Below are 23752 nucleotides of genomic sequence, written 5' to 3'. Positions count from 1 at the left end.
ATGCCGCCAGATTTACGTAAAAGTCAATCCGGGAACTGCCCCATGGTTACCTGACCTGGGGCATCTCTGACGTCAGCCGAGGCCGAACCAGAAGGCGGCCAGCCCAAGAAAGGCGAAAAATCCCACCACGTCTGTGACGGTGGTCACGAAGGTACCCGACGCGATCGCCGGATCGGCGCCGAACCGGTCGAGAACCAACGGAATCAGAATACCGGCGAGCGCGGCGGCCATCATGTTGACCACCATGGCGACCGCGATCACCCCGCCGAGCCCGGCGCTTTCGAACCAGACGGCGGCGACGAGCCCGATGATCAGGGCGAAGAGCACACCGTTGAGGAGCCCCACCAACGCCTCGCGTCGGATGATCCGGCCGGCATTGTAGAGGTCGATGTCGCGTGCCGCGAGCGCGCGCACCGCGACCGTCATGGTCTGGGTGCCGGCATTGCCGCCCATCGAGGCGACGATGGGCATCAGGATCGCCAAGGCCACCATCTGCTCGATCGTGGCGTCGAACAGGCCGATGACGCAGGACGCCAGGATTGCCGTCGCCAGGTTGATCAGCAGCCAGGAGAAGCGCGACCGTGCCGCCGTCAGCACCGTATCGGAAATCTCTTCGTCGCCGACACCGCCGAGGCGCTTGATGTCCTCGTCGGCTTCCTGCTGCAGGATGTCGATGACGTCGTCGATGGTCAGGATGCCGACGAGACGCTCGTTCTCGTCGACGACCGCGGCCGACAGGAGATCGTACTGCTCGATGATCTGGGCGGCTTCTTCCTGGTCCATCTCGGCCGGGATCGCATGCCGCGTCTCGTGCATGATGTCTTCGATCTTCTCCGGCCGCTTGGCCCGCAGGATGCGGTCGAGATCGACGGCGCCCTGCAGCTTGAAGCTGGGATCGATGACGAAGATCTGCGCGAAGGATTCGGGAAGCTCCTCCTCGTCGCGCATGTAGTCGATGGTCTGGCCGACGGTCCAGAACGGCGGCACCGCGACGAATTCCGTCTGCATGCGCCGGCCGGCCGATTCCTCGGGGTATTCCAGCGAGCGCCGCAGCCGGATGCGTTCGCGAAACGGCAGCCGGTCGAGGATTTCCTTGCGGTCCTCCTCGTCCAGATCCTCCAGGATGTAGACGGCGTCGTCGGAATCCAGCTCGCGCAGCGCCTCGGCCACCTGGGCGTTCGGCATCGCGTCGACGATGGACAGGCGGATCGCCTCGTCCACCTCGGTGAGCGCGGTGTAGTCGAACTCGTCGCCCATGAGCCGGACGAGCGACTGCCGGGCGTCGTTGTCGAGCGCTTCGAGGAGGTCGCCGAGCTCGGATTCGTGCAGCCGGCCGACTTCCTCGCGCAGATAGGCGGGGTTCTCGCCCTCGATGGCCGCTTCGACGCGTTCGAGAAACGCCCCGTCGACGAAACCATCCGCATCGTAGACGCCCGACGGTGCCACGGCCTCGGGCACATCGCTTGTGAGCTGTGTGTCAGCCATGCACCCTCCGATTCTTGGGGTTACCAGAGAAACCCGTCGGCAGGGACGGTCGAGACGCGTCTAGAGGAAATGTCCGTCATTCGGAAGCCGCCAGCGGCAGGCATTCCGACGAGTGCCGCAAACGAAACCAGTCGTCAGGTCGCGACCGAGGGCGTCGCAGACCGGGGCGGCGAAGCCGCATGACTGTCCGATTGTCGAGAGAAGGCTGGTGCGGTCGAGAAGACTCGAACTTCCACGGGTTGCCCCACAGCGACCTCAACGCTGCGCGTCTACCAATTCCGCCACGACCGCACGCCGTGTAACCGAGGGCCGGTAATGCCGTCGGTGGCGGGCATGTAACAAGAGTCGCGGACCCGCACAAGGGCTTTTCCTATCGCGACACCGGCATTTGTCGGATCGTCGCAGGTCGCCGCCCCGGGCCTGCTTTTCGCGCCCTCTCCGAGCCGCTACATAGCAGCCATGACGACCTCTTCCGAAGCCCCGCCGGCGATCCCCCGCCTTGCCACCACGACCCGCCGATTTGCCGCCCGGCCCGGATCGGGCCCGGTCGAATGGCGCGTCGTCGACGGTCTTCTACCCTATCCGGACGCGCTGGAGATGATGGAACGCCGGGTTGCCGAGATCGCGGCAGGCACGGCGCCCGAGACCGTGCTCCTGGTCGAACATCCGCCGCTTTATACCGCCGGCACCGGCGCCCATGATGACGATCTCGTCGATGCCCGGCGGTTTCCCGTGTTCAAGGCCGGGCGCGGCGGCGAATACACCTATCACGGCCCCGGCCAACGTGTGGCCTATGTGCTGCTCGACCTGAAGCGCCGCCGCGAGGATGTCCGCGCCTTCGTCGCCGCGCTGGAAGCCTGGATCATCGGCACGCTCGACGGTTTCCAGGTCCGCGGCGAGCGCCGCGAGGACCGCGTCGGCGTCTGGGTGCAACGGCCGGAGCGCCCGCCCGCTGCCGATGGCACAATCGCCGAGGACAAGATCGCCGCCATCGGCATCCGGGTGCGCCGCTGGGTGACCTTCCACGGCATTTCGCTGAACGTCGACCCCGACCTCGACCACTTCACCGGCATCGTGCCTTGCGGCATTCGCGGCCACGGCATCACCAGCCTCGCCGATCTCGGCATTCTCGTCTCCATGCCGGAGGTCGACACGATGCTGCGCGCGCAGTTCGATGCGGTGTTCGGGGACACGGCGAACGCGCAGCGCTAGGCATTGGGGCGTCTGGCGCGCTTCCGAGGACCCATGCCAAACCACAGCCACAGCCACCGCCACGACCAACGCGGCAACGTGACGACATCCTGCCGGACCACCGGAATACGTTCGAACGCCCCTGCCCTACGCCGTCGCGCGCACAGTGAATTCTCCGTCCGGCGCCTCATCGCTCTCCGCAACATCGATCGATGACACGGATGCGCTGGACGGCCCCGTCCACAGAGCCGCCAGCATGTCGTCGACGATCGCGGGCTCGCCGGCAATGACGGCTTCGACGTCGCCCGACGGGCGGTTGCGGACCCAGCCGGACAGGCCACGCCGCACCGCCTCGTCCCGGCACCAGGCGCGGTAGCCGACGCCCTGGACCCCGCCGACGACGGTTACGTGAACGGATGTCATGGGCGCCTCGTCAGTGCTTGCGGATCAGGGCAATCTCCGGCCGAAAAACCGGCCCTACTCGAACTCCATGATGACCGCGTCGACGGCGAGGCTGTCGCCTGGCTTGGCGTTCAGCCTGGTCACCGTCGCGTCGCGCTCGGCGCGCAGGATGTTCTCCATCTTCATCGCCTCGACGACGGCCAGCGTCTCGCCGGCCTTGACCTCCTGCCCCTCCGAGACGGCGATCGAGACGACGAGGCCCGGCATCGGGCAGAGCAGCATCTTCGAGGTGTCCGGCGGCGTCTTCTCCGGCATCAGCCGGTCGAGCTCGGCAATGGCCGGCGACAGGACCTTGGCCTCGACCCACAACCCGTCGACGAAGATCGCCGTCACGTTCTCGCGCGAACGCACCTGTGCGGCGAGTTCCACACCGTCGAGCGTCCCGATCCAGGGCGACTGGCCCGGCTCGTAGTCGGTCGCGAGCACCCATTCGGCGCCATCGACGCTCATGCGGTACTGCACCGGTCCACCCGCGGTACCGGCCTCCGGCACGACGGTCACCGCCAGATATTCGCCGTCGATCTTGGCAACCCAGTCGCGCTGGATGGCACCGGAATGGACCCGCAGACGATCAATGTGCCTGTCGAGCCGGGCCTTGCGCGCCATCTCGATGGTGGTGGCCACCAGCGCTGCCCGGCGAAGCGTTTCCGCCGAAGGGGTCGGCCGCGCGAAGCCGTCGGGATATTCCTCGGCGATGAACGCCGTCGACAACCGGCCCTCGCGCCAGCGCGGATGCTCCATCAGCGCAGCGAGGAACGGAATGTTGTGTTCGATGCCCTCGATCTCGAAACGCGACAGCGCGACGCTCATCGCGTCGATCGCCGCCTCGCGCGTCGCCGCGTGGGTACAGAGCTTGGCGATCATCGGATCGTAGAACATGGCGATCTCGGAGCCCTCGGTGACGCCGGTGTCGTTGCGCACGGTGGCGTCGCCGAGCGGCCCCTCCTGCGGCGGCCGGTAGCGGGCCAGACGCCCGATCGACGGCAGGAAGCCGCGGAACGGGTCTTCCGCGTAGATCCGACTCTCGACGGCCCAGCCCTCCAGCCGCACCGCGTCCTGCGCGATCTGCAGCGTCTCGCCCGCCGCAACGCGGATCATCTGCTCGACGAGGTCGATCCCGGTGACGAGTTCGGTTACCGGATGCTCGACCTGCAGCCGGGTGTTCATTTCGAGGAAGTAGAAATTGCGCTCCGCATCGACGATGAACTCCACCGTGCCGGCGCTCTGGTAATCGACGGCCTGGGCCAGTGCGACCGCCTGCTCGCCCATGGCGCGCCGCGTCTCGGCGTCGAGATAGGGCGACGGCGCCTCCTCCACGACCTTCTGGTTGCGCCGCTGGATCGAGCATTCCCGCTCGCCCAGATGGATCGCGTTGCCATGGGAATCAGCCAGCACCTGGATCTCGATATGGCGCGGATCGACGATGAACTTCTCGATGAAGACGCGGTCGTCGCCGAACGAGGAGCTTGCCTCCGATCGCGCCCGGTCGAAACCGTCGCGGCATTCGGCGTCGTTCCAGGCGATCCGCATGCCCTTGCCGCCGCCACCGGCAGACGCCTTGATCATCACCGGGTAGCCGATCTCGCCGGCAATCCGCACCGCCTCGGCCGGATCCTCGATGATCCCCATATGGCCGGGGACGATGTTCACGCCGGCCTTCTCGGCGAAGAGCTTCGATTCGATCTTGTCGCCCATCGCCCGGATCGCCTTCGGCTTGGGGCCGATGAAGACGATGCCGTTCTCCTCGAGGAGTTCGCAGAAGCTGGCCCGCTCGGACAGGAAGCCGTAGCCCGGATGCACCGCTTCGGCGCCGGTGGCGCGGCAGGCCTCCAGGATTTTCTCGGCGACGAGATAGCTCTCGCCGGCCGGCGACGGGCCCACATGCACGGCCTCGTCGGCCATCCCCACATGGACCGCACGGCGATCCGCATCGGAATAGACCGCCACGGTGGCGATGTTCATCGCCCGCGCCGTCTTGATGACCCGGCAGGCGATCTCACCGCGATTGGCGACCAGAATCTTCTTGAACATGATGGGGTGCTACTCCGGAACAGATCGTGCATCCTGCAATCGCGTCCGTTTTGACCTCTGGGCCGTCCGACTGCAAGCCGCATGGCCCCGTCCGCGCCGCGGACCTCGCCTGCGGGCGGCAGCGCTGCGACGGGTCCGGATGCGAACCGCGCCAGGAAGGAAGCAAGGGCCCGATGACGGATATCATGCAGATGGATGGCGACACGATGGGCGGGCGCATACAGCGCGGCCGCGAATCGCTGGGCATCACCACCGCCGAACTCGCGGCGCGTCTCGGCGTGAAGCCGGAGACCATGCGCGGCTGGGAGCGCGACCGGTCCGAGCCGCGGGCCAACCGCCTGATCACTCTCTCCGGCATCCTCGGCGTCAGCCCGGCCTGGCTGCTCGGCGGCTATGGCGAGGTTCCCGACACCGTCGATCTCGACGAGAACGGCATGGCCGCCCGGCTGGACAATCTGCGCGCCCGGCGCGATGTGCTCGATCGTGAGATCGCCCGGCTGGAAGCCGCCATGGCGGGCGCATCCGCATGACGGCCGTCTCCCCGTCGCAACGAGCGACCCCCTGCGGCGCCGCGCAGATGTCCTCCCGCGGATCCCTGTCCCGATGATCAAGGTGCTGATCGACGCCGACGCCTGTCCGGTCAAGGACGAAGCCATCGAGGTCGCCGGGCGCTACGGCGCCGAAGCCGTGCTGGTGTCGAATGGCGGCATGCGCCCGTCCCGCTATCCCGACGCGCGGATCGTGACGGTGCCCGAGGGCCCCGACGCCGCGGACGACTGGATCGTTGAGGCGATCGAGGCCGGCGACGTTGTTGTCACCGCCGACATTCCGCTCGCGGCGCGCGCCCTGGAGAAGAGCGCCGCCGCCCTCGGGCCCACCGGCCGCGAATTCACGCCCGAGTCGATCGGCACGGCGCTGTCGATGCGCGCCTTCAAGCAGCATCTGCGCGAGACCGGCGAGAGCAAGGGCTACAACGCCTCCTTCACCAACGCCGACCGCTCCCGCTTTCTGCAGAGCCTCGACCAGATCCTGCGACGGCCGCCCGTCCGCAACTGACGCGAAGCGACAATCGCGCCCGCAAGTTCCGCGTGCGAACCGCCTGCCCTGTCAACGGGTTGCGGCAACGCCAACCATCCCCGGCCTGGCAATGAGAATAGCCACGAAAACCGGCGGCGTTTCTTTCAAATTTGCTTCAAACTCAAGCGGATGGCGAGACAAGGGCGCATTCTGCCTGCAACGTGGCAGGCCGCAGACTTGCTGCATTGCAAAAGTATTGTGCAGAACAATTAATTCGTCAGGAATCTTTATATTCGAACAAGTTGGTTACCGCTCGTTAGGAAAGGGCCACTATCTTCCCTTTACGGAAGTTTCAGGGGCACGAAAAATTGGTGTAGATCATAATGTTGGAGTATCGCGAGCAAGGGTTCGCCGTCCAGTTGATGGAACACCTGGTTGTTCCCACCTTCGTCCTGGATGCCAGCGGACATGTCACGATCTGGAATCGCGCCTGTGAGCGGCTGACCGGAGTCCGCGCCGCGGAGGTGATCGGGACCAAGCTGCACTGGAGCGGCTTCTACGAGAGCGCCCGTCCGTGCCTCGCCGATCTCGTCCTCAATGGCGAGGACGATCTGGTCGACAAACTCTATCTGGCCAATCGCAGCGAAACCTACCAGCATGGCGCGCTGTCCGCGGAGAACTGGTGCGTCCTGCCGCAATGCGGCGCCCGCCGCTATCTGGCGATCGACGCAGGCCCGATCTATTCGCCGAGCGGCTCTCTGATCGCCGTCGTCGAAACCCTGCGCGACATCACCTCCCAGAAGGAAGCCCAGACCGCGCTCGAGACTCTCGCCAGCCAGGACGGGCTCACCGGCGTCGCCAATCGCCGCATGTTCGACCAGCGGCTGGCCGCCGAATGGCAGCACCCGGCGCATCTGTCGCTGCTGATGATCGATATCGATCACTTCAAGCCCTACAACGATGCCCTCGGCCATCAGCGCGGCGACGAATGCCTGCGGCGCATCGCCGATCTCATCGTCTCGGAGACCCGGCAGGAATGTGATCTGGTGGCCCGATACGGCGGCGAGGAATTCGCGGTGATCCTGCCCCATGCCGATATGCAGATCGCCCTTGCGGTTGCCCGGCGGATCCTCGCGGCCCTGAAGCGGGCGGCGATCGAGCATCCGTGCCCGTCCTGCCCGCCCTTGGTCTCGCTGAGCATCGGCGCGGCCTGCCGCAGCGATCGCTCCGTCACGCCCGACGCGCTCATCGCCGCCGCCGACGCCTCGCTCTACCGCGCCAAGCAGCTCGGCCGCGACCGAATCATCATCGGCGAAACCGAGATCGCCGCCTGAGGCCGAGACAGTCTGCGAGCATCATCGACCCGCGCGACCGCATCGCGCAAATCGCATGACAAAAGATTTCCAGATGAAGAGAGACGGTCCCTGACCAGACACGAAAGTGGCCGGCCGGTCTTCGTGCGACGGTACGAGGAAACCGCCATTGCACTTGACCGACCGACCGCCCCACGGGACCCAGGAGATGCGGCGGACCTGAGCATTCCATGGGGTAACTGCGAAGATGCCGGGCTAACCCCTTGACCTTCGGTGTAAACGCAGGTTCGCCCAGAACCTCGCCAAATGCAACGACATCACATGCTCACCGCGCATGAAGTTTTAAACATTGGTTAAGACGCCTGCGCCGCTGCGCTTCGTGGAGGCCGTGCCCGCCGCAAAGCGTCGCGTAGCCCGACTCAGGCCGCTTTCGCCAGCCCGACCCGGTTCCGCCCATCGCGCTTGGCTTCGTACAGCGCCTGGTCGGCCCGTTCGATCAGCGTGGCGGCATTGTCACGCCTCGCGTCGAAGACCGCGAGCCCTTCGCTGACCGTCACCGTCAGAAGTTCGCCGGCAATCTGGAACGGCAGGTCGCACACGCTCCGTCGGATCCGGTCGGCCACCGCCATTGCGGTGGTCTCGTCGGCGCCGATCATCAGCACGGCGAATTCCTCGCCGCCGAACCGACAGGCGAGATCGCTGGCCCGCAGGGAGCCGCTGAGCCGCCGGGCGAAGTCCTTGAGCACCAGGTCCCCGGCCCCATGGCCCCAGCCGTCATTGATGCGCTTGAAATGGTCGATATCCGCCATCAGCACGGAAAAGCCGACCCCGGTCTCGCGCGCCCGCACCACCGCCTTGTCCAGATGCGTTTCCATGAAACGCCGGTTGTGCAGCCCCGTCAGCGGATCGGACAGCGCCATGGCGAGCGTCTCCTCGACGGAGCGCCGCAGGCAATCGTCGTAGCGACGGCGGCGGAGCTGCGTGCGGATGCGCGCGACCAGCTCGTTGCGGTCGAGCGGCCGCTGCAGATAGTCGTTGGCGCCGAGTTCCAGGGCCTTGGCCGCGCCGACATCGTCGCCGGCGGCCGCAATGCCGATGACCGGCAGATGGCGGGTCGCCGCATTGGATCGGAACTGCGAGACGAGACGCAGCGGATCGCCCGCGCTGGCCGCCAGATCGACGAGGATGACGTCCACCTGGCCGGCGGTGGCAGCCGCCAGCATGGCCGCTGCGTCGTCGGTGACCTCGACGGTCGCGATTCCCTTGAGATGCTTCTGCAGGCGACGCACCTCGTCGGCACTGTCGGCGAAGAGGGCCAGCCGCGTCGATGGCGGAAAGACGCCGCCGCCCCCATCGTCCCGGCTCACCAGGCTGGCCGCGGTCTCGGCGCGCCGGCGCAGTTCGTCAGTGGTCAGCTTCAGCCGCGTCAGGCTGCGCACGCGCGAAAACAGCGGCAGATCCCGAACGGGCTTGGTCAGAAAATCATCGGCGCCGGCTTCCAGCCCCGCCACACGGTCGGACGGCTGGTCCAGCGCCGTGATCAGGACGATCGGAAGATGCATCATCTCCGGATCGTTCTTCATCAGCCGGCATACCTCGAAACCGTCCATCTCCGGCATCATCACGTCAAGAAGAACGAGGTCGATGCTCTGGTTGCGGCAGATCTCCAGCGCGGCGGCCCCGCTGGTGGCGGTCACCACGTCGTAATATTCGGCCGTCAGGCGCGCTTCCAGGACCCGGAGATTGATCTCGAGGTCGTCGACGATCAGGATCCGTGCGGTCATGACAACTCCTCAGGCGTCGCCGAGAAACGAGCGGATCGTCTCGATGAACTTGGTCACGGAGATCGGCTTGGAAATATAGGCTTCGCAGCCCCCCTGGCGGATCCGTTCCTCGTCGCCCTTCATCGCGAAGGCGGTGACGGCGATCACGGGGATGCGAAACAGCTCGGGGTCCTCCTTGAGCTGACGGGTCACGTCCAGCCCGGAAATCTCCGGCAGCTGGATGTCCATCAGGATCAGGTCGGGTCGATGTTCGCGGGCCAGCTCCGTGGCGGTCAGCCCGCTACGGGTCTGGACCGTCCGATAGCCGTGCGCCTCGACCAGATCGCGGAAGAGCTTCATGTTCAGCTCGTTGTCCTCGACGATCATCACGGTTTTCGCCATTGACGGCACTCCTTGCCTCGACCAGCCCTCATGCTTCGGCTATCGATGGCCTCTTCTACTCGGATTTGATTTAAGAAGTGGGAATGGACAGGTTGCCATCTCTTAACGATAACAAATGGTTGCGGACCGGCGCGCGAGCGCCTGCAATGGACCGGGCGGCGGCCGAGACGCTCGCCGTCACGGCCCTCTCGTTCCTTGCCGCCGACCCGAAACTCTTCGACCGGTTCCTTGCTCTGACCGGCATCGAGATCGGCGCGATTCGCCAGGTGGCCGCCTCCCCCGGCTTCCTGCTCGGCGTCTTCGACTTCATTCTCGGCCACGAGCCGACGCTCATCGCCTTCGCCGAGGATGCCGAGATCGATCCGGCCCGGGTCGTGGCCGCGCGGCAGGCGCTCGCCGGTCCGGGCGAGCCGACCGAATGAGCCGCCCCCTCGTTACCGCAGGTCCGGCCATCGCCAGTCTCGAGCAGCGAAGCGATTCGCTGCTGATCCTCGACATCGACGAGGTGGTGCTGGAGTTCATCGCGCCCTTCGGGGCCCTGCTGGAGGAACACGGCGCGCGTCTCCACCCGGAGAGCTTCAAGCTGACCGGCAATGTGCGCTCGATCTCGACCGGGACCGCACTCACCGGCCACGAACTCGACCAGCTGACCGTCCGGCTCTACGAAGAGCAGGAAACCCGCCAGCGTCCCGTCGCCGGCGTGTCCGACACGCTGCGCCAACTGGCTCGCCGCACCGACATCCTGTTCCTGACGGCCATGACACCGAGCTACTATGATGTGCGCCGCGCCCTTCTCGATCGGGAGGGCCTTGCCTATCCGATGATCGCCACCGAGCGCTCCAAGGGCGCCGTCGTCGCCGAACTGCGCCAGCGCTGGCGCGGCACCAGCATCTTCGTCGACGATCTGCCGCCCAATCTCGCCTCGGTCCGCAAGAGTGCGCCCGATACCCATCTCCTCCACCTCATGGCCAACGACGTCTTCCGCCAGCATCTGCCGGCCCTGCCGACCGGCGCCCGCGCCGCGACCAATTGGCAGGAGGCGAGCGGCATCATCGACGAAATTCTCGGCGCCGCCGTCTGAGCTTCCGCCCGGCTCAGTCCACCGCGTGGGAACGGAACGCCACTGCGCGCACTGACCGTCGCGATCCCCGACGATCGCGATCCGCGTCGTTCCCCCGGCCATTTCCAAGCGCCGAGGCCGCGGCAGGCGGTGCCCGCATCCGCGCTCTCGCCTATAGAAGCTCGACGTCGAGGACGCCGGGCGCCGCCTTCACCACACTCGCCATCTGCGGCGAGACCCGGTAGCGGCCTGGCAGCGTGATCTCCACCTCCCGTTCGCCGCCGTCGCGGACCAGAACCAGCGAAATCTCGCTGTCGCCGTCGGCGCGCAACTGGCTTCTGAAGGCCTGCAGCGGGTTGGCGTCCCGCATGAACACCCGCAGCGCCTTCTGCATGCGCACGGCCTCGTCCTCCAGCGACTGCACCGACTGGACGCGGAACGAGACCCCTTCCGGTCGCTCCTCGGCCGACACGCCGACGATCACCGAGGAGCCCGGCTCGAGCTGGTCGCGAAAGGCATAGAGCGCTTCGGAGAACAAGACGACCTCGTACTGGCCGCTCGGATCGGACAACTGGATGATACCGAGCTTGCCGCCGCTGCGGGTCTTGCGCTCCTGGCGCGAGGTCACCGTCCCGGCCAGCTTGCCGGCGGTGGCGCCGCGCTTGACCGCATGGATCACCTCAGCATGGGTCTGTACCCGCAGACGCTTCAGCGTCGTCTTGTACTCGTCGAGCGGATGCGCCGAGAGATAGAAGCCGATCGCCTGGAATTCGCGCAGCAGCTTTTCGGACGAGGTCCAGAGTTGCGCGGGATTGAGATGCAGCGGCTCGGGCTCGCTGCCGGCCCCGCCGAACATGTCGTGCTGGCCGGATGCGCGGCCTTCGTGCACCCGCAGGGCATAGGACGCCATCAGGTCGATATTGGCGCACAGCAGCGCCCGCTCGTGGCCGAAACAGTCCAGCGCGCCGGCGGCGATGAGGAATTCGAGTGTCCGCTTGTTGACGATCTTCGGGTCGATGCGGGCGCAGAAATCCTCAAGCGACTGGAAGCTGCCATCGCCCCGCGTCGCCACGATGTGGTCGACCGCCTGCTCGCCGACGCCCTTGATGGCGGCCAGCGCGTAGAAGATCTTGTTCTCGCCGACCTCGAACTGCCGGAACGAGGTCTGCACCGACGGCGGCACGATCTTGATGCCCAGCCGCATGGCGTCCATGCGGAAATCGTTGAGCTTTTCGGTATTGCCCGCGTCCAGCGTCATCGACGCGGCGAGGAACTCGACCGGGTGGTTCGCCTTCAGATAGGCCGTCTGGTAGGCGACCAGCGCATAGGCGGCCGCGTGGCTCTTGTTGAAGCCGTAGTCGGCGAACTTCGCCAGAAGGTCGAAGATCATGTTCGACTGGGTCTTGTCGAGGCCGTTGGCGACCGCGCCCTCGACGAAGCGGACCCGCTGCTTGTCCATCTCGGCGCGGATCTTCTTGCCCATGGCGCGGCGCAGGAGATCGGCTTCGCCGAGCGAGTATCCCGACAGGACCTGGGCGATCTGCATCACCTGTTCCTGATAGATGATGACGCCCTGGGTCTCCTTCAGGATCGGCGCGATCTTGTCGTGGATGAAGTCCGGCTCTTCCTCGCCGTGCTTGCGCGCATTGTAGGTCGGAATGTTCTCCATCGGGCCCGGCCGATAGAGCGCCACCAGCGCGATGATGTCCTCGAACCGGTCCGGGCGCATGCCGATCAGCGCCTTGCGCATGCCGACCGATTCCACCTGGAACACGCCCACGGTCTCGCCGCGGGTCATCATCTCGTAGGTCCTGGCATCATCCAGCGGGATGGCCGACAGATCGATGGTCGGCCCGGTGCGGGCGATCAGTTCGACCGCCTTCTGCAACACGGTCAGGGTCTTCAGGCCAAGGAAGTCGAACTTCACCAGACCGGCCGGTTCGACCCATTTCATGTTGAACTGGGTGACCGGCATGTCCGAGCGCGGATCGCGGTACATCGGCACGAGTTGCGACAGCGGCCGGTCGCCGATCACGATACCCGCCGCATGGGTCGAGGCGTGGCGGTAGAGCCCCTCGAGCTTCAGCGCGATCGAGATCAGCCGGTCGACGATCTCTTCCTTCTCGCGCGCCTCCTGAAGACGCGGCTCTTCCACCAGGGCCTGCGCCAGCGTCACCGGATTGGCCGGGTTCTGCGGCACCAGCTTGCAGAGCTTGTCGACCTGGCCGTAGGACATTTCGAGGACGCGGCCGACGTCGCGCAGCACGGCGCGCGCCTGCAGCGTTCCGAAGGTGATGATCTGGCCGACCTGCTCGCGCCCGTATTTCTCCTGGACGTAGCGGATCACCTCCTCGCGCCGGTCCTGGCAGAAATCGATGTCGAAGTCGGGCATCGACACGCGTTCGGGATTGAGGAAGCGCTCGAACAGCAGCGAGAAGCGCAGCGGGTCGAGGTCGGTGACCGTCAGCGCATAGGCGACCAGCGAGCCCGCGCCCGAACCACGGCCGGGACCGACGGGAATGCCCTGCGCCTTGGCCCATTTGATGAAGTCGGCAACGATCAGGAAGTAGCCCGGGAACTTCATCCGCTCGATGATCGACAGCTCGAATTCGAGCCGCTCACGATAGCTTTCGGCGGTTTCGCCGGGTGCCAGTCCATGCGCGGCAAGCCGCGCCTCCAGCCCCTCGATGGCCTGGCGCCGCAATTCGGCGACCTCAGCCGCCTCGGCTTCCGCCGCGTCCGCATCGGCGCCGGCAAAGCGCGGCAGGATCGGCGCGCGGGTCCGTGGCCGGTAGCTGCAGCGCTGGGCGATCTCGACCGTGTTGTGCAGGGCTTCGGGAAGGTCGGCGAACAGGACCGACATCTCGTTCTGGGACTTCAGGCTGTGGTCGCGCGACAGCCGGCGCCGATCCTCCTGGCTGACCAGACGGTTACCGGCGACGGCAATCAGGGCGTCATGGGCTTCGAAATCATCGGCCTTCAGGAAGAACGGCTCGTTCGTCGCCACCAGCGGCAGCGCCATGTCGTAGGCGAGTTGCAGCGTGTCGGCCTCGACCTTGCGGCTGCGTCCCTCGTGGCGTTGCAGTTCGACATAGAGCCGGTCGCCGAAGACCGGCGCCATCCGCTCCATGCGGCTGCGGGCGAGATCGGACCGATCCGCCGCGATCGCCGAGCCGATCGGACCGAGCGGCCCGCCGGTCAGGGCGATGATTCCCTCGGACCGCGTTTCCAGCCATTCGAACAGCACATGCGGGCGCGGATTGTCGGCATGCCCGAGATAGGCGAGCGAGACGATCTCCACGAGATTGGCGTATCCGGCTTCCGTCGCCGCGATCAGCACCAGCGGCGCGATCGAGGACAGGCTTCGTTCGCGGCGCCCGCCCCGGCTCTCCTCGCAATCGGAGAACTCGACGTCGATCTGGCAGCCGGTGATCGGCTGGATGCCGGCCTTCGACGCCTTCTCGGAAAACTCCAGGGCGCCGAACAGATTGTTGGTATCGCAGATGCCGATCGCCGGCGCGTCGTCGCCCTTCGCGAACTTGATGATCTGGTCGAGCTTCAGCGCGCCTTCGAGCAGTGAGAAGGCGCTGTGGACCCGCAGATGGACGAATTTAGGTTTGGTATCCGACGCCATGCTGCTGCTCCATCATTCCCGAGCCGGCCATCCACCGCGGCCGGCTCCGCCTCCCGGCGCAGGGCCATCGGGCCGCCCCCCGTCAAGGCATCCCAACGACTAGGCCGAGTGGCCGCCGGAGGGAACCGCCGACCCGCAACGGTGCACAGGAAAGCGGTGTCTACACCACGTGAACGAGAAGGCTGAGGCTGAACACGAAACCGGAGACGACGGCGAGCGACAACAGGTCCTTGGCGATATTGAGCATGATGTTCCTCCTATGTTCTGTGTTCCTTATATGTTCTCGTTTGTTCCAGATTGTCAACCTTCCGGACGGAACGACGGGCGTGCATCCGTCGCGCCCCTCCTTCAGGCAGGAGACTTGTGTCGCCGCGCCAAACGGTTAGCGTGGACGAACGGCGACCTTCGACATGGTGAGGAAGAGATGACGCGTAGGGCAATCTTGCTGCTGGCCGGCCTCGCCGTCCTTGCGGGCGCGTCGGCAACGGCCGAGACGCTGGACGAGACGACGCGCTACTTCGCCATCCGCGGCACGACGCTGGCTGAGCTCGACCGCGATCTCAATCGCCGCGGTCCCTTCGTCGCTGAAACCGGACTACGCCATCCCGGCGCGACGGAGGTGAAGTTCGACGGGCACGTCACCTACAAGCGGGTCGCGGAAGGCTGCGCCGTCGACATGGCCAATGTGAAGTTGACGCTCAACATGCTTCTGCCGAAATGGGCGCCGCCCCGCGGTGTCGCGCCGGAGACGATCCTGATCTGGCAAACGCTGGAATCGGATATCGAGCGCCATGAGAAGCATCATGCGGACATCGCCAAGAGCTGGCTGAAACGCATGGAGATGGCGCTGCGCAACCTGCGACCCGAGCCGAGCTGCGCCCGGATGGAGGCGCTGGTCAACCAGGTGACCCAGCGCTATCTGGCCGGCCACGAGCGGGCCCAGGTCGAGTTTGACACCATCGAGGGGCGCGAGGTCAATTTCCGCCTGCGCCGGGCGCTCAGCCGGGCCGTGTCCGACTACCGGCGCTGATCGCTCGCCAGACTCAACCGGGTATAGACAGGCGGTCACCGAGAGTGCCCGCGACCACGAAGCCGCGAGCCCTTATCGAGTCTGGACGTGCGGCCGCGTCTGGCGAGCCCACCACACGTGCGGTGAAAATCTTGATCAGGCCTGCTGTGCCGGGACCGTCAGGACGAGACCGTCCAGATCGTCGCGCATCTTGATCTGGCAGGAGAGACGGGAATTCGGCTGCGGTTCGTAGGCGAAGTCCAGCATGTCTTCTTCCATTGGCTCCGGCTCGCCGGTCTTCGCCGTCCAGGCCTCGTCGACATAGACATGGCAGGTGGCACAGGCGCAGGCACCGCCGCATTCCGCCTCAATGCCGGGCACGTCGTGCTTGACCGCGTTCTCCATGGCGGTCGTGCCGTTCGGCGCATCGATCTCGAAGCGTTCACCCTCGGGGGTGAGGAAAACGAGCTTGGGCATGAATGAGGCTTTCGGCTTGCGGGGTCGGGTCGGCGGCGGGCCGTGGTGGCAAGGGCCGAACGGGCATGGCCAGCGCCGCCGCTGATGGTCGCGCTTGGTTAGAGTTCGCACGGGTCGGAAGTCAACCGGTCCCGGTGCCGCTGCGCCTCTCGAAGAGGCGTTGGCGACCTATCGTGCGAGGCGCGTGACGAAGCCGAGCGTCTCGTCCACTTCGGCCCGAAGCGCCGCCAGACTGGCGGCGTCGAAGCCCGATCGCTCGCTCGCCTCGGCGGCGTCCGCCAGCGGAAACGCCCCGACATTGCGGCACGCCCCTTTCAGCGTATGGGCGATCTGCCGCAGCTCCAGCCCGCCGGCGGTCTCCAGCCGGACGCCGACCAGCTGCAGGTGCCGCACGAACAGCCCGAGCACCTCACGCTCTAGGCTGCGGTCGCCGGCCGTCTGCCGGGCGAGATGCACCAGATCGATCGGGCGCTGACCGGAGGGTGAACGCAGAGCGCCCTCGCCTGCCGGGGGGAAAGCATCGTCGGGAAGTGAATGCGCAAGCGAGACCATGGGACCATCCGAACAATCGAGCGATGCGGTCCGGAACCCGTAACATTGAGCTCCGTCCTGGACGCAGCTTCGATCATCCGCCGCCGGAATGGAGGAAGCGTTAAGCGCGCTGACCGGAACCTGCCCCAAAGCGTTGCAGATGTGCCATGTCGGCCTAGAATTGGACTCCAGCGGGCCCGGCGCGAATTTCGGTTTATCGTTAACCTTATGTTTAAACTTGTAGGGATCGGGCCCTTTTACGGTTTCTTTCGATGCGGTCGCTAACTAGCATCAATCGTGCGAAACTGTCCGATGGCCTCTGGCCGGGTGTTGACGGTTGACTGCGTCCGAATTCGGCGAGGCCTGAAAACCTGTCGCCGCTTCGGTGGCCCATATGCCGAGCGGGTCCAGAGTAACGAGTATTGAGGCGCGACGGAAATGTCCCAGACCAAATCCATCGACCAGCTTTCAGACGACACGGTCAACGAGATCGAGGAAGCGCTGCGTGAGGATTTCGAGGCCGGCTCCGACGATGGCGCGACAGTCGCTTCGGGACAGCTCGACCACCCCTCCGCCGCCGACCGCACCGATGTCGAGTTCTCCTTCGATGATTTCGAACGGCAGATCAGCGAGACCGCGGGCGAACTGAGGACCGAGAGCGCCGAGGCCAGGCCCGCGACGGGTGTGCGCCGCGCCTCGCTGGCCGATTTCGTCGCCTTCGACACGCCGACCGAGGAGCAGGCGCCGCGCACCGAGACCGAGTACGAGCCGCATACGGCCCGTCCGGCGCCCCGGCGCAACCCTGCCCCCACGCCCCGCCAGGCACCGCCGGCCGCATCGCGCCCGGCCCGCCAGCCTGCCGCCGACGTGCCGCGCCAGAAGGCAGCGCCGTCGCCATCACCTTCTGCAGCTTCCGCTTCCGCTCCCGCCCGTGAACGTCCGGCCGCGCAGGCCGCGCCGCGCACGGAATCGACCGAACGTCGCGCCGAGACGAGCGAAGCGCCCCGCGCCTATTCCCAGCCCGCGGCCAATGACGAGGAACGCCGCACCTCGGTGATGGCGGACGCCCTCCTCAGCCGTCGCGCGTCGATGCTGCCGATCTGGATCGGTGCCGCCGTCTCGGCCGCCTGGGTCGGCATCGTCGGCTATATCAGCTACGATCTCCTCGGCTCGGACATCGCGATCCTTTCGGATGGCATTGCCGACCCGTTCCGCCAGTCGGAACTGGCGATCATGGCCGCCGTGCTGGTCATCCCGGTGCTGCTGATCATGGCCTTCGCCGTCATGGTCCGCCGGTCGGCCGACATGCGCCTGATGAGCCGGTCCATGGCGGAAGTCGCCCTGCGACTGGCCGAGCCGGAATCCATCGCCACCGAGCGCGTCATGAGCGTCGGCCAGGCGGTGCGCCGCGAGGTCGCCGCCCTCGGCGAAGGCGTCGAGCGCGCTTTGGCGCGCACCGCCGAACTGGAGAATGTCGTCCACAACGAGGTGAGCTCGCTGGAGCGCGCCTATGCCGACAACGAGGCCAAGATCCGCGGCCTCGTCAACGATCTCGGCGCCGAGCGCGACGCGATGCTGTCCCATGCCGAGCGCCTGCGCTCGGCCGTCGTCGGCTCGCATCAGCGTCTGGTCGAGGATGTCGACGGCGCTTCCGATCACATCCTGTCGCGGATCGAGGACGCCTCCCGGCGCTTCACCACGCTGCTCGACGAGCGCGGCGACGCCCTCGCCCGCGACTACACCCGGCGCAGCGACGAGTTCGTCAGCCTGGTGGACGAGCACACCCGCAATGCACGCGAGAGCCTGGCGAAGGACAGCGACAGCCTGATCGCGCGCATCGCCAAGAGTGCCGACGACGCGACCAGCCGCCTGAGCGAGAGCGGCGACGAAGTCGCCCGGCTGATCGAACTGCGCACGGCCGATCTTGACGACCGCAGCCGCAATCTGATCGAGCGCATCTCCGTCGCAGGCGAAGCGATCTCCGGCCTGCTGCAGACGCGCGGCGAGACGCTGGCCGGCGACAGCGAGAAATTCCTCACCGACCTGACCGGCGTTCTCGACGACCGTGCCATCGGCATCGCCATGAATGGCGAGACCTTCCTGTCCAGCCTCGACGGAGCGTTCGAGGAACGCCTGCGCGAGATCGACGAGCGCTCGAACGGCTTCGTCGGCCGTCTGTCCGACGTCGGTAACGACATCACCGCCCGCCTGTCCGCATCCGGCGACGCGGTCACCGGCCTCCTCAAGGCGCGCGGCGAAGCGGTCGCCGGCGAGAGCGAGAAGTTCCTCGCCGACCTCACCGGTGTTCTCGATGATCGCGCCATCGGCATCGCCATGAATGGCGAGACCTTCCTGTCCAGCCTCGACGGCGCATTCGAGGAACGCCTGCGCGAGATCGACGAGCGCTCGAACGGCTTCGTCGGTCGCCTGTCCGACGTCGGTTACGACATCACCGCCCGCCTGTCCGCATCGGGCGATGCGGTCACCGGCCTCCTCAAGGCGCAGGGCGACGCGGTCGCCGGCGAGAGCGAAAAGTTCCTCGCCGACCTCACCGGCGTTCTCGACGACCGCGCCATCGGCATCGCCATGAACGGCGAGACCTTCCTGTCGAGCCTCGACGGCGCGTTCGAGGAACGCCTGCGCGAGATCGACGAGCGCTCGAACGGCTTCGTCGGCCGCCTGTCCGACGTCGGCAACGACATCACTGCCCGCCTCTCCGCCTCGGGCGATGCGGTCAGCGGCCTCCTCAAGGCCCGCGGCGAAGCGGTTGCCGGCGAAAGCGAGAAGTTCCTCGCCGATCTCACCAGCATCCTCGACGACCGTTCGCTCGGTCTCGCGATGGACAGCCAGACCTTCCTGTCGAGCCTCGACGAGGCGTTCGAGACCCGCATGCGCGAGATCGGCGAGAAGAACGGTCTCTTCCTGTCCAGCCTGACCGAGGACATCGACAGCCGCCGCAACCGACTCGAAGAGGAATCCGGCCGTTTCCTGCAGACCTTGGAATCCAGCCTCGGCGAGCGCACGGAACAGGCCGCGCGGATGCTGTCCGACACGTCCAGCCGCACTCTCGGCGACCTCGACAGCCGCTTGGCGGCGATCGATCACACGCTGACCGAGACCGGCGGTTCGCTGGTTGCCACCATCGAGGCGCGGGCCGAGGCCGTCGACCGGTCGACCGACCGCGTGTCGCAGGTGCTGGCCGAACGCTCGCAGGAGTTTGCCGGCGCCCTCGCCGAGCGCTCGCGCGAGATCATGGACGCCTTCGAGCGCGGCCATACCGAACTGACGATGCGCGCCGGCGACGCCGTGACGCTGAGCCAGTCGGCGCTGGAGGAGCGCACCGGCCATCTCCGCACCCTCTTCGACGAGCGCATTGCGGGCCTCAAAGCCATCATGGACGAGCGCGCCGGCATGCTTGCCGGAACGCTCGACGATCGCCTTCTCGCCTTCGATCTCGCCAGCGACAGCCGCGTCGAGAACATCCAGGCGCGGACCGGCGAAATGGATGCCGCGCTCGAGCGGACCGCCGCGCGCCTCGAAGAACTGCTCGGGCAGCGCCGCGAAGAGATCGAGGCCATGGTCGAACGCAGCGCCGAAGGCCTGCGCGCCGCCCTCGACGGGCGCGTCGGCGCCATCGAGAAGAGCATCGCGGACCACAGCGAGGACATCGAAGCCGCCTTCGCCTTCTCCCAGCAGAGCCTCATCGGCAGCCTGGACGATCGCGGAGCCTCACTCACCCAGGCCATCGAGGCGACCGTCGCCAAGCTGGAAAGCCTCGTCGGCAACGCCCAGGGCGCCATGGCCGAGGGCGTCGACGAGAAAACCCGCGAAATGGCCCGTCTTCTCGACGAGCGCCGCGAGGCCATTGAGACCCTCGTAGCCGACAGTCGTGACGGCCTGGTCAACGGGCTCGACCAGCGCATCGACGCCATCGCCAGCCTTCTGGCCGACCGGGTCGGCCGCTTCCACCAGTCGCTGCAATCGGAATCCGTCCGCTTCATCAGCGGGCTGGAGGAACAGGGCGGCCGCCTCATCGGCGACATCGACGCCCGGACCGGCAATTTGACCGCCGGCCTCGCCGATCGCATTGCTGCCAACCAGACCCAGATGGCCAGCGCACAGGATGCCCTGCTTGCCGGTCTCGACGACCGCCACGCCGCCATCCGCACCACCCTCGACGAGCGCACCAGCGTCCTGCGCTCGCTGTCGGAGGAAACCCACAGCGCCCTGCTTTCGGCGCTCGACGAGCGCATCGCGGGTATCACCGGCGGGTTTGACGACGCCGTCCGCCAGGTCGCCGACGACCTGTCGGAGCGGGTTCAGGCCCTGCGCAGCGTGGTCGAGGATTCGCGTTCCGCGATCGTCGGCGACGTCGACAGCCAGACCGAGCGCCTGCGCCAGGAAATGGCCGATCGGACCCAGTCCTTCGGCGACGACATCGCCATCAATGCCGGCGCGCAGCTCGTGGCGATCGAGAACGCCCTGTCCATGGTCGTGGAAGGGCTCGAAGAGCGCACCAGCCATCTGCGCAGCGCGGCCGAATCCGTCGAGGCGTCGCTGGGCCAGAGCCTGGACGGCCGTTTCGACCGGATCCGCACCGTCATGCAGGAGGGCCGCGACAGCCTGATCGGCGAACTCGACGGCCGCACCTCCACGCTGAACGAGGAAGTCAACGAGCGCGTCATGCGCGTCACCGAGGGCCTCGATGCCCGCACCGCCGCCATGCGCGGATTGCTGGAGGAAGCCCGCACCGTTCTCATCGACGGGCTCGACGAGCGGATGGCCGCCATCCACGGCATGGTCGACGGCTCGCAGAACTCGATTCTCGACGGCCTCGACGAGCGCACCGCGCGGATCAGCCAGGAATTCGAAGCCGGCCGCACCTCGATCGCCGCGGCGATCGAAGAGCGCGTCAACGGCATGACCGAAGCGCTGTTCGAAGCCGACATGCGGCTGTCGGCAGCCCTCGAAGAGCGGCGCGACAGCCTCGCTTCGATCGTCGAGGAGGCCGCACGCTCGGCTTCCGCGACCCTGGGCGACCGCGCCGACGACGTCCGCCGGGCCATCGAGCAGAGCGTCGGCGACGTTTCGACCTCGCTGGAAGCGCGCCGCGACGACCTGCTCAGCGCGCTGGAATCGGGTTCCAGCAACCTGACCGGCGCCATCGATCAGCGCTCCGACGCCATCTCGTCGGCACTGGAGCGCGGCCTCGGCAATGTCGAGCGCACCCTCAACACGTCGACGGCCAAGATCGCCGACTCGCTGCGCCATGCGATCGCCGAGGCGACCACGGCCATGAGCCTCGAAGCCAGGCAGGCCCGCGAAGGCCTCGAAGGCGAGACCGCGAAGATCGCCGAGAGCGTCTCCGGCATCGACCGCCTGTTCCAGGCCTCCGGCGAGGAAGCCCGTCTGCGCATCGCCGGCGAGGCTGATCGTCTGGCCGAACGGCTGGCGTCGCTCGCCGACGATCTTGCGGGCCGCGCAGCGGAGGCCAGCACCACGCTGGTCGGCGAAGGTGGCCGGATCGCCGAGAACATCAGCGGCGCCGCCGAGGTCATCCGCTCCCTGTCGGAGCAGTCGCGTTCGCGCTTCGCCACCGAGGCCGAGGAGCTCGCCCGCTCGATCAACGAGATCTCGGGCACCCTGCGCAGCGAGACCGAAGAGGTCCGCGAGAGCCTGGCCGGGCAGCGCGTCGCACTCGCCGACAGCCTCTCCGGCATCACCACCACCATCGCCAGCGAGTTCGAGCGCAACACCCGCGACTTCGCCGCCCAGTTCGGCGAGGCCAGTGAGCAGATCCGCTCGGCCGGCGACGAAAGCCGCCAGCGCTTCGTCTCCGATGCCAGCGCGATCGCCGAGCAGGTCGAGGCCGCCACGGCGCGCATGCGTGAGATGACCGAAGCGGCCGAAGTCGCGCTGCGCGAGAACACCGAAGGCTTCACCCGTCGCCTCTCGGGCGCCTCCTACCAGATCCGCGGCGAGACCGAACGGGTCGCCGCGACCCTGGAAGAGCGTGCCGAGCGCTTCAGCGAGGAGCTTGGGGGCGTCACGACACAGCTCTCGGAGATGCTGGCAAGCAACGCCCTGCGCGGCGAACTCGAAGAGGCGACCCGCCTCATCCGCGACGAGCTAGCCAATGCCTCGCAGTCGATGCGCGACGGCGTCTACGCCGTGGCCACGCAGCTGCGCGGCGATGTCGACAACGCCTCCCAGACCCTCAGCCGCGACGCCGAGAGCGCGCGCGAGCTGATGCTCGCCCAGGGCGGTGAACTGGCCAGCCAGTTCGCGTCGATCTCCGCCGCGATCCAGCTCGAGACCGAGCGGGCCCGCCAGGAGCTTCTCGACAGTGCCGGCTCGCTGGGCCAGGACCTGTCGACCCGCATGGGCGAAGCCGACCGCATCATCGCGACACGGGCCCGGGTCATGGGCGAGGATATCGACGAGCGGACCCGCACCCTTGCGACCCTGCTCAGCTCGCGCAGCGCCGAGATCAGCCGCATCCTCGACGAGGAAGCCCGGCCGGTGTTCGAGCGCCTCGGCGAGAACGGCACCGAACTCGCCCGGATGATCGAGACGACGACGCGCGACGCGTCCGACAAGCTGCGCAGCGAAAATGCGGCGCTGGTCTCGGCCCTCGGCCGCCGTGCAAGCGAAGTCGTGGAAACCCTCAACCGCTCGTCCGGCGACATCATCGGCAGCTTCGAGGAGAAGACCGCCAGCGCCGTCGGCGCCGTGTCCGACATCCGCGACAGCCTGCAGCAGGAGATCGGTTCGCTGGTCGGACGTCTGTCCCAGACCAGCGGTTCGCTGCGCGGGCTGGTCGACGAGGCCGTCGAGAACCTCGGCGCGATCGATCAGACGCTGCGTGAATCCGGCGCCCGCTTCAGCCAGGAGACGGAGGAAGCGTCCAACTCGATCTCGCTGTCGTCGCGCCTCCTGGAGAGCAATGTCGAACGCCTGGACAAGCTGTCCATGACGGCCTTCTCCAAGGTCTCGGCGATCGCCGACCGCTTCCAGGATCACGGAACCGTCCTCGGCGAGGCGGTTCGCCTCATCGAGACCGGCGAAGCCAACCTCCGCGCGACCCTGGAAGCCGGCCATGGCGGAATCGAGGAATTGTCGGCAGGCCTGGTCAAGCGCTCCGAGGAGATCGGCTCGCTGCTCCATTCCTTCGAGGAACTGATGGGCGGCCTGTTCGATCGCACCGAACAGCGTTCGCGCCTCATCTCCTCGCGTCTGTCGACCGAGATGGGCGAGACGCTGGTGGAGGCGGACCGTCAGCTGCAGACCACCGAGGAGCGTTCGCGCGCCACCGCCGAGGCGATGCGCCAGGCGATCCAGTCGGTCATCGAGGACGCCAGCGCGCGCTTCGACGGC

General features: G+C 66.9%; 15 protein-coding genes, 1 tRNA gene and 1 pseudogene. 8 read left to right on the top strand and 9 right to left on the bottom strand.

The genetic code is table 11. The annotated features are described in order from the left end of the window. Nucleotides 1–72 precede the first annotated feature (72 nt). Both mgtE and SI859A1_RS08920 read right to left on the bottom strand, forming a co-directional pair. Nucleotides 73–1485 (bottom strand): magnesium transporter, encoded by a 1413-nt coding sequence (gene mgtE, locus SI859A1_RS08925; RefSeq protein ID WP_009209462.1) that lies wholly within the window; start codon nucleotides 1483–1485, stop codon nucleotides 73–75. Nucleotides 1486–1691: 206 nt separating this feature from the next. Next, nucleotides 1692–1776, bottom strand: a tRNA-Leu gene (locus SI859A1_RS08920). A 168-nt stretch (nucleotides 1777–1944) separates the two neighbouring features. Between SI859A1_RS08920 and lipB the strand changes: the two genes are divergently transcribed. Then, nucleotides 1945–2697, top strand: coding sequence for a lipoyl(octanoyl) transferase LipB (lipB, locus tag SI859A1_RS08915; RefSeq protein WP_009209461.1), 753 nt, complete (start codon nucleotides 1945–1947; stop codon nucleotides 2695–2697). Nucleotides 2698–2823: 126 nt separating this feature from the next. On the opposite strand, the gene SI859A1_RS08910 is transcribed toward lipB, so the two are convergent. Together SI859A1_RS08910 and SI859A1_RS08905 are read right to left on the bottom strand one after the other, a co-directional pair. Then, nucleotides 2824–3099, bottom strand: a complete 276-nt coding sequence (locus SI859A1_RS08910; RefSeq protein ID WP_040325607.1) for an acylphosphatase — start codon at nucleotides 3097–3099, stop codon at nucleotides 2824–2826. A 54-nt stretch (nucleotides 3100–3153) separates the two neighbouring features. Next, nucleotides 3154–5169, bottom strand: coding sequence for an acetyl-CoA carboxylase biotin carboxylase subunit (locus SI859A1_RS08905; protein ID WP_009209460.1), 2016 nt, complete (start codon nucleotides 5167–5169; stop codon nucleotides 3154–3156). A 173-nt stretch (nucleotides 5170–5342) separates the two neighbouring features. Here SI859A1_RS08905 and SI859A1_RS08900 point away from each other — a divergent pair, with 173 nt between their 5' ends. The 3 genes from SI859A1_RS08900 to SI859A1_RS08890 all read left to right on the top strand — a co-directional run bounded on the left by SI859A1_RS08900 (nucleotide 5343) and on the right by SI859A1_RS08890 (nucleotide 7520). Next, nucleotides 5343–5699, top strand: a complete 357-nt coding sequence (locus SI859A1_RS08900; protein WP_040325606.1) for a helix-turn-helix domain-containing protein — start codon at nucleotides 5343–5345, stop codon at nucleotides 5697–5699. Between the two features lie 73 nt (nucleotides 5700–5772). Beyond that, nucleotides 5773–6225 (top strand): YaiI/YqxD family protein, encoded by a 453-nt coding sequence (locus SI859A1_RS08895; RefSeq protein WP_009209458.1) that lies wholly within the window; start codon nucleotides 5773–5775, stop codon nucleotides 6223–6225. 383 nt (nucleotides 6226–6608) lie between these two features. Continuing rightward, nucleotides 6609–7520: a sensor domain-containing diguanylate cyclase gene (locus SI859A1_RS08890; protein ID WP_202797862.1), complete on the top strand. Its 912-nt coding sequence runs from the start codon at nucleotides 6609–6611 to the stop codon at nucleotides 7518–7520. Nucleotides 7521–7918: 398 nt separating this feature from the next. Here the strand turns inward: SI859A1_RS08890 and SI859A1_RS08885 are convergent, their stop codons facing one another. Beyond that, nucleotides 7919–9283, bottom strand: coding sequence for a PleD family two-component system response regulator (locus tag SI859A1_RS08885; protein WP_009209456.1), 1365 nt, complete (start codon nucleotides 9281–9283; stop codon nucleotides 7919–7921). Nucleotides 9284–9292: 9 nt separating this feature from the next. Beyond that, a complete protein-coding gene (locus tag SI859A1_RS08880; RefSeq protein WP_024350574.1) occupies nucleotides 9293–9664 on the bottom strand; it encodes a response regulator in 372 nt (123 codons plus the stop codon). Between the two features lie 146 nt (nucleotides 9665–9810). Here SI859A1_RS08880 and SI859A1_RS08875 point away from each other — a divergent pair, with 146 nt between their 5' ends. Both SI859A1_RS08875 and SI859A1_RS08870 read left to right on the top strand, forming a co-directional pair. Continuing rightward, the gene (locus SI859A1_RS08875) at nucleotides 9811–10086 is read left to right on the top strand and encodes a DUF3572 domain-containing protein (protein ID WP_040325604.1); all 276 of its coding nucleotides are present in this window, start codon (nucleotides 9811–9813) and stop codon (nucleotides 10084–10086) included. Continuing rightward, nucleotides 10083–10745: a hypothetical protein gene (locus tag SI859A1_RS08870; protein ID WP_050767489.1), complete on the top strand. Its 663-nt coding sequence runs from the start codon at nucleotides 10083–10085 to the stop codon at nucleotides 10743–10745. Before SI859A1_RS08875 ends, SI859A1_RS08870 begins: the two co-directional genes overlap by 4 nt. Nucleotides 10746–10896: 151 nt before the next feature. Here the strand turns inward: SI859A1_RS08870 and dnaE are convergent, their stop codons facing one another. Continuing rightward, complete coding sequence (gene dnaE / locus SI859A1_RS08865; RefSeq protein WP_009209453.1) at nucleotides 10897–14358, bottom strand: DNA polymerase III subunit alpha; 3462 nt, start codon at nucleotides 14356–14358, stop codon at nucleotides 10897–10899. Nucleotides 14359–14782: 424 nt separating this feature from the next. Between dnaE and SI859A1_RS08860 the strand changes: the two genes are divergently transcribed. Beyond that, nucleotides 14783–15388, top strand: coding sequence for a DUF922 domain-containing Zn-dependent protease (locus tag SI859A1_RS08860; protein ID WP_040325603.1), 606 nt, complete (start codon nucleotides 14783–14785; stop codon nucleotides 15386–15388). A 135-nt stretch (nucleotides 15389–15523) separates the two neighbouring features. Here SI859A1_RS08860 and SI859A1_RS08855 read toward each other — a convergent pair whose 3' ends face one another. Then, nucleotides 15524–15844, bottom strand: coding sequence for a 2Fe-2S iron-sulfur cluster-binding protein (locus SI859A1_RS08855; RefSeq protein WP_009209451.1), 321 nt, complete (start codon nucleotides 15842–15844; stop codon nucleotides 15524–15526). A gap of 168 nt (nucleotides 15845–16012) precedes the next feature. Beyond that, nucleotides 16013–16396, bottom strand: coding sequence for an Hpt domain-containing protein (locus tag SI859A1_RS08850; protein WP_040325602.1), 384 nt, complete (start codon nucleotides 16394–16396; stop codon nucleotides 16013–16015). 417 nt (nucleotides 16397–16813) lie between these two features. Between SI859A1_RS08850 and SI859A1_RS08845 the strand changes: the two are divergent. Then, a pseudogene (locus SI859A1_RS08845) lies at nucleotides 16814–23290 on the top strand (apolipoprotein A-IV repeat region-like domain-containing protein); the annotation flags it as partial. Nucleotides 23291–23752: the final 462 nt, after the last annotated feature.

The organism is Aurantimonas manganoxydans SI85-9A1 (assembly GCF_000153465.1).
Classification (GTDB): Bacteria; Pseudomonadota; Alphaproteobacteria; order Rhizobiales; family Rhizobiaceae; genus Aurantimonas; species Aurantimonas manganoxydans.
This window is presented reverse-complemented; position numbering and strand designations above follow the sequence as displayed.

Coding starts and splice junctions, on each gene's coding strand:
- SI859A1_RS08890 (WP_202797862.1), top strand. CDS start 6,609: ATGGAACACCTGGTTGTTCCCACCTTCGTCCTGGATGCCAGCGGACAT.
- SI859A1_RS08860 (WP_040325603.1), top strand. CDS start 14,783: ATGACGCGTAGGGCAATCTTGCTGCTGGCCGGCCTCGCCGTCCTTGCG.
- SI859A1_RS08870 (WP_050767489.1), top strand. CDS start 10,083: ATGAGCCGCCCCCTCGTTACCGCAGGTCCGGCCATCGCCAGTCTCGAG.
- lipB (WP_009209461.1), top strand. CDS start 1,945: ATGACGACCTCTTCCGAAGCCCCGCCGGCGATCCCCCGCCTTGCCACC.
- SI859A1_RS08910 (WP_040325607.1), bottom strand. CDS start 3,099: ATGACATCCGTTCACGTAACCGTCGTCGGCGGGGTCCAGGGCGTCGGC.
- SI859A1_RS08875 (WP_040325604.1), top strand. CDS start 9,811: ATGGACCGGGCGGCGGCCGAGACGCTCGCCGTCACGGCCCTCTCGTTC.
- SI859A1_RS08900 (WP_040325606.1), top strand. CDS start 5,343: ATGACGGATATCATGCAGATGGATGGCGACACGATGGGCGGGCGCATA.
- SI859A1_RS08905 (WP_009209460.1), bottom strand. CDS start 5,169: ATGTTCAAGAAGATTCTGGTCGCCAATCGCGGTGAGATCGCCTGCCGG.
- SI859A1_RS08880 (WP_024350574.1), bottom strand. CDS start 9,664: ATGGCGAAAACCGTGATGATCGTCGAGGACAACGAGCTGAACATGAAG.
- SI859A1_RS08855 (WP_009209451.1), bottom strand. CDS start 15,844: ATGCCCAAGCTCGTTTTCCTCACCCCCGAGGGTGAACGCTTCGAGATC.
- SI859A1_RS08850 (WP_040325602.1), bottom strand. CDS start 16,396: ATGGTCTCGCTTGCGCATTCACTTCCCGACGATGCTTTCCCCCCGGCA.
- SI859A1_RS08895 (WP_009209458.1), top strand. CDS start 5,773: ATGATCAAGGTGCTGATCGACGCCGACGCCTGTCCGGTCAAGGACGAA.
- mgtE (WP_009209462.1), bottom strand. CDS start 1,485: ATGGCTGACACACAGCTCACAAGCGATGTGCCCGAGGCCGTGGCACCG.
- dnaE (WP_009209453.1), bottom strand. CDS start 14,358: ATGGCGTCGGATACCAAACCTAAATTCGTCCATCTGCGGGTCCACAGC.
- SI859A1_RS08885 (WP_009209456.1), bottom strand. CDS start 9,283: ATGACCGCACGGATCCTGATCGTCGACGACCTCGAGATCAATCTCCGG.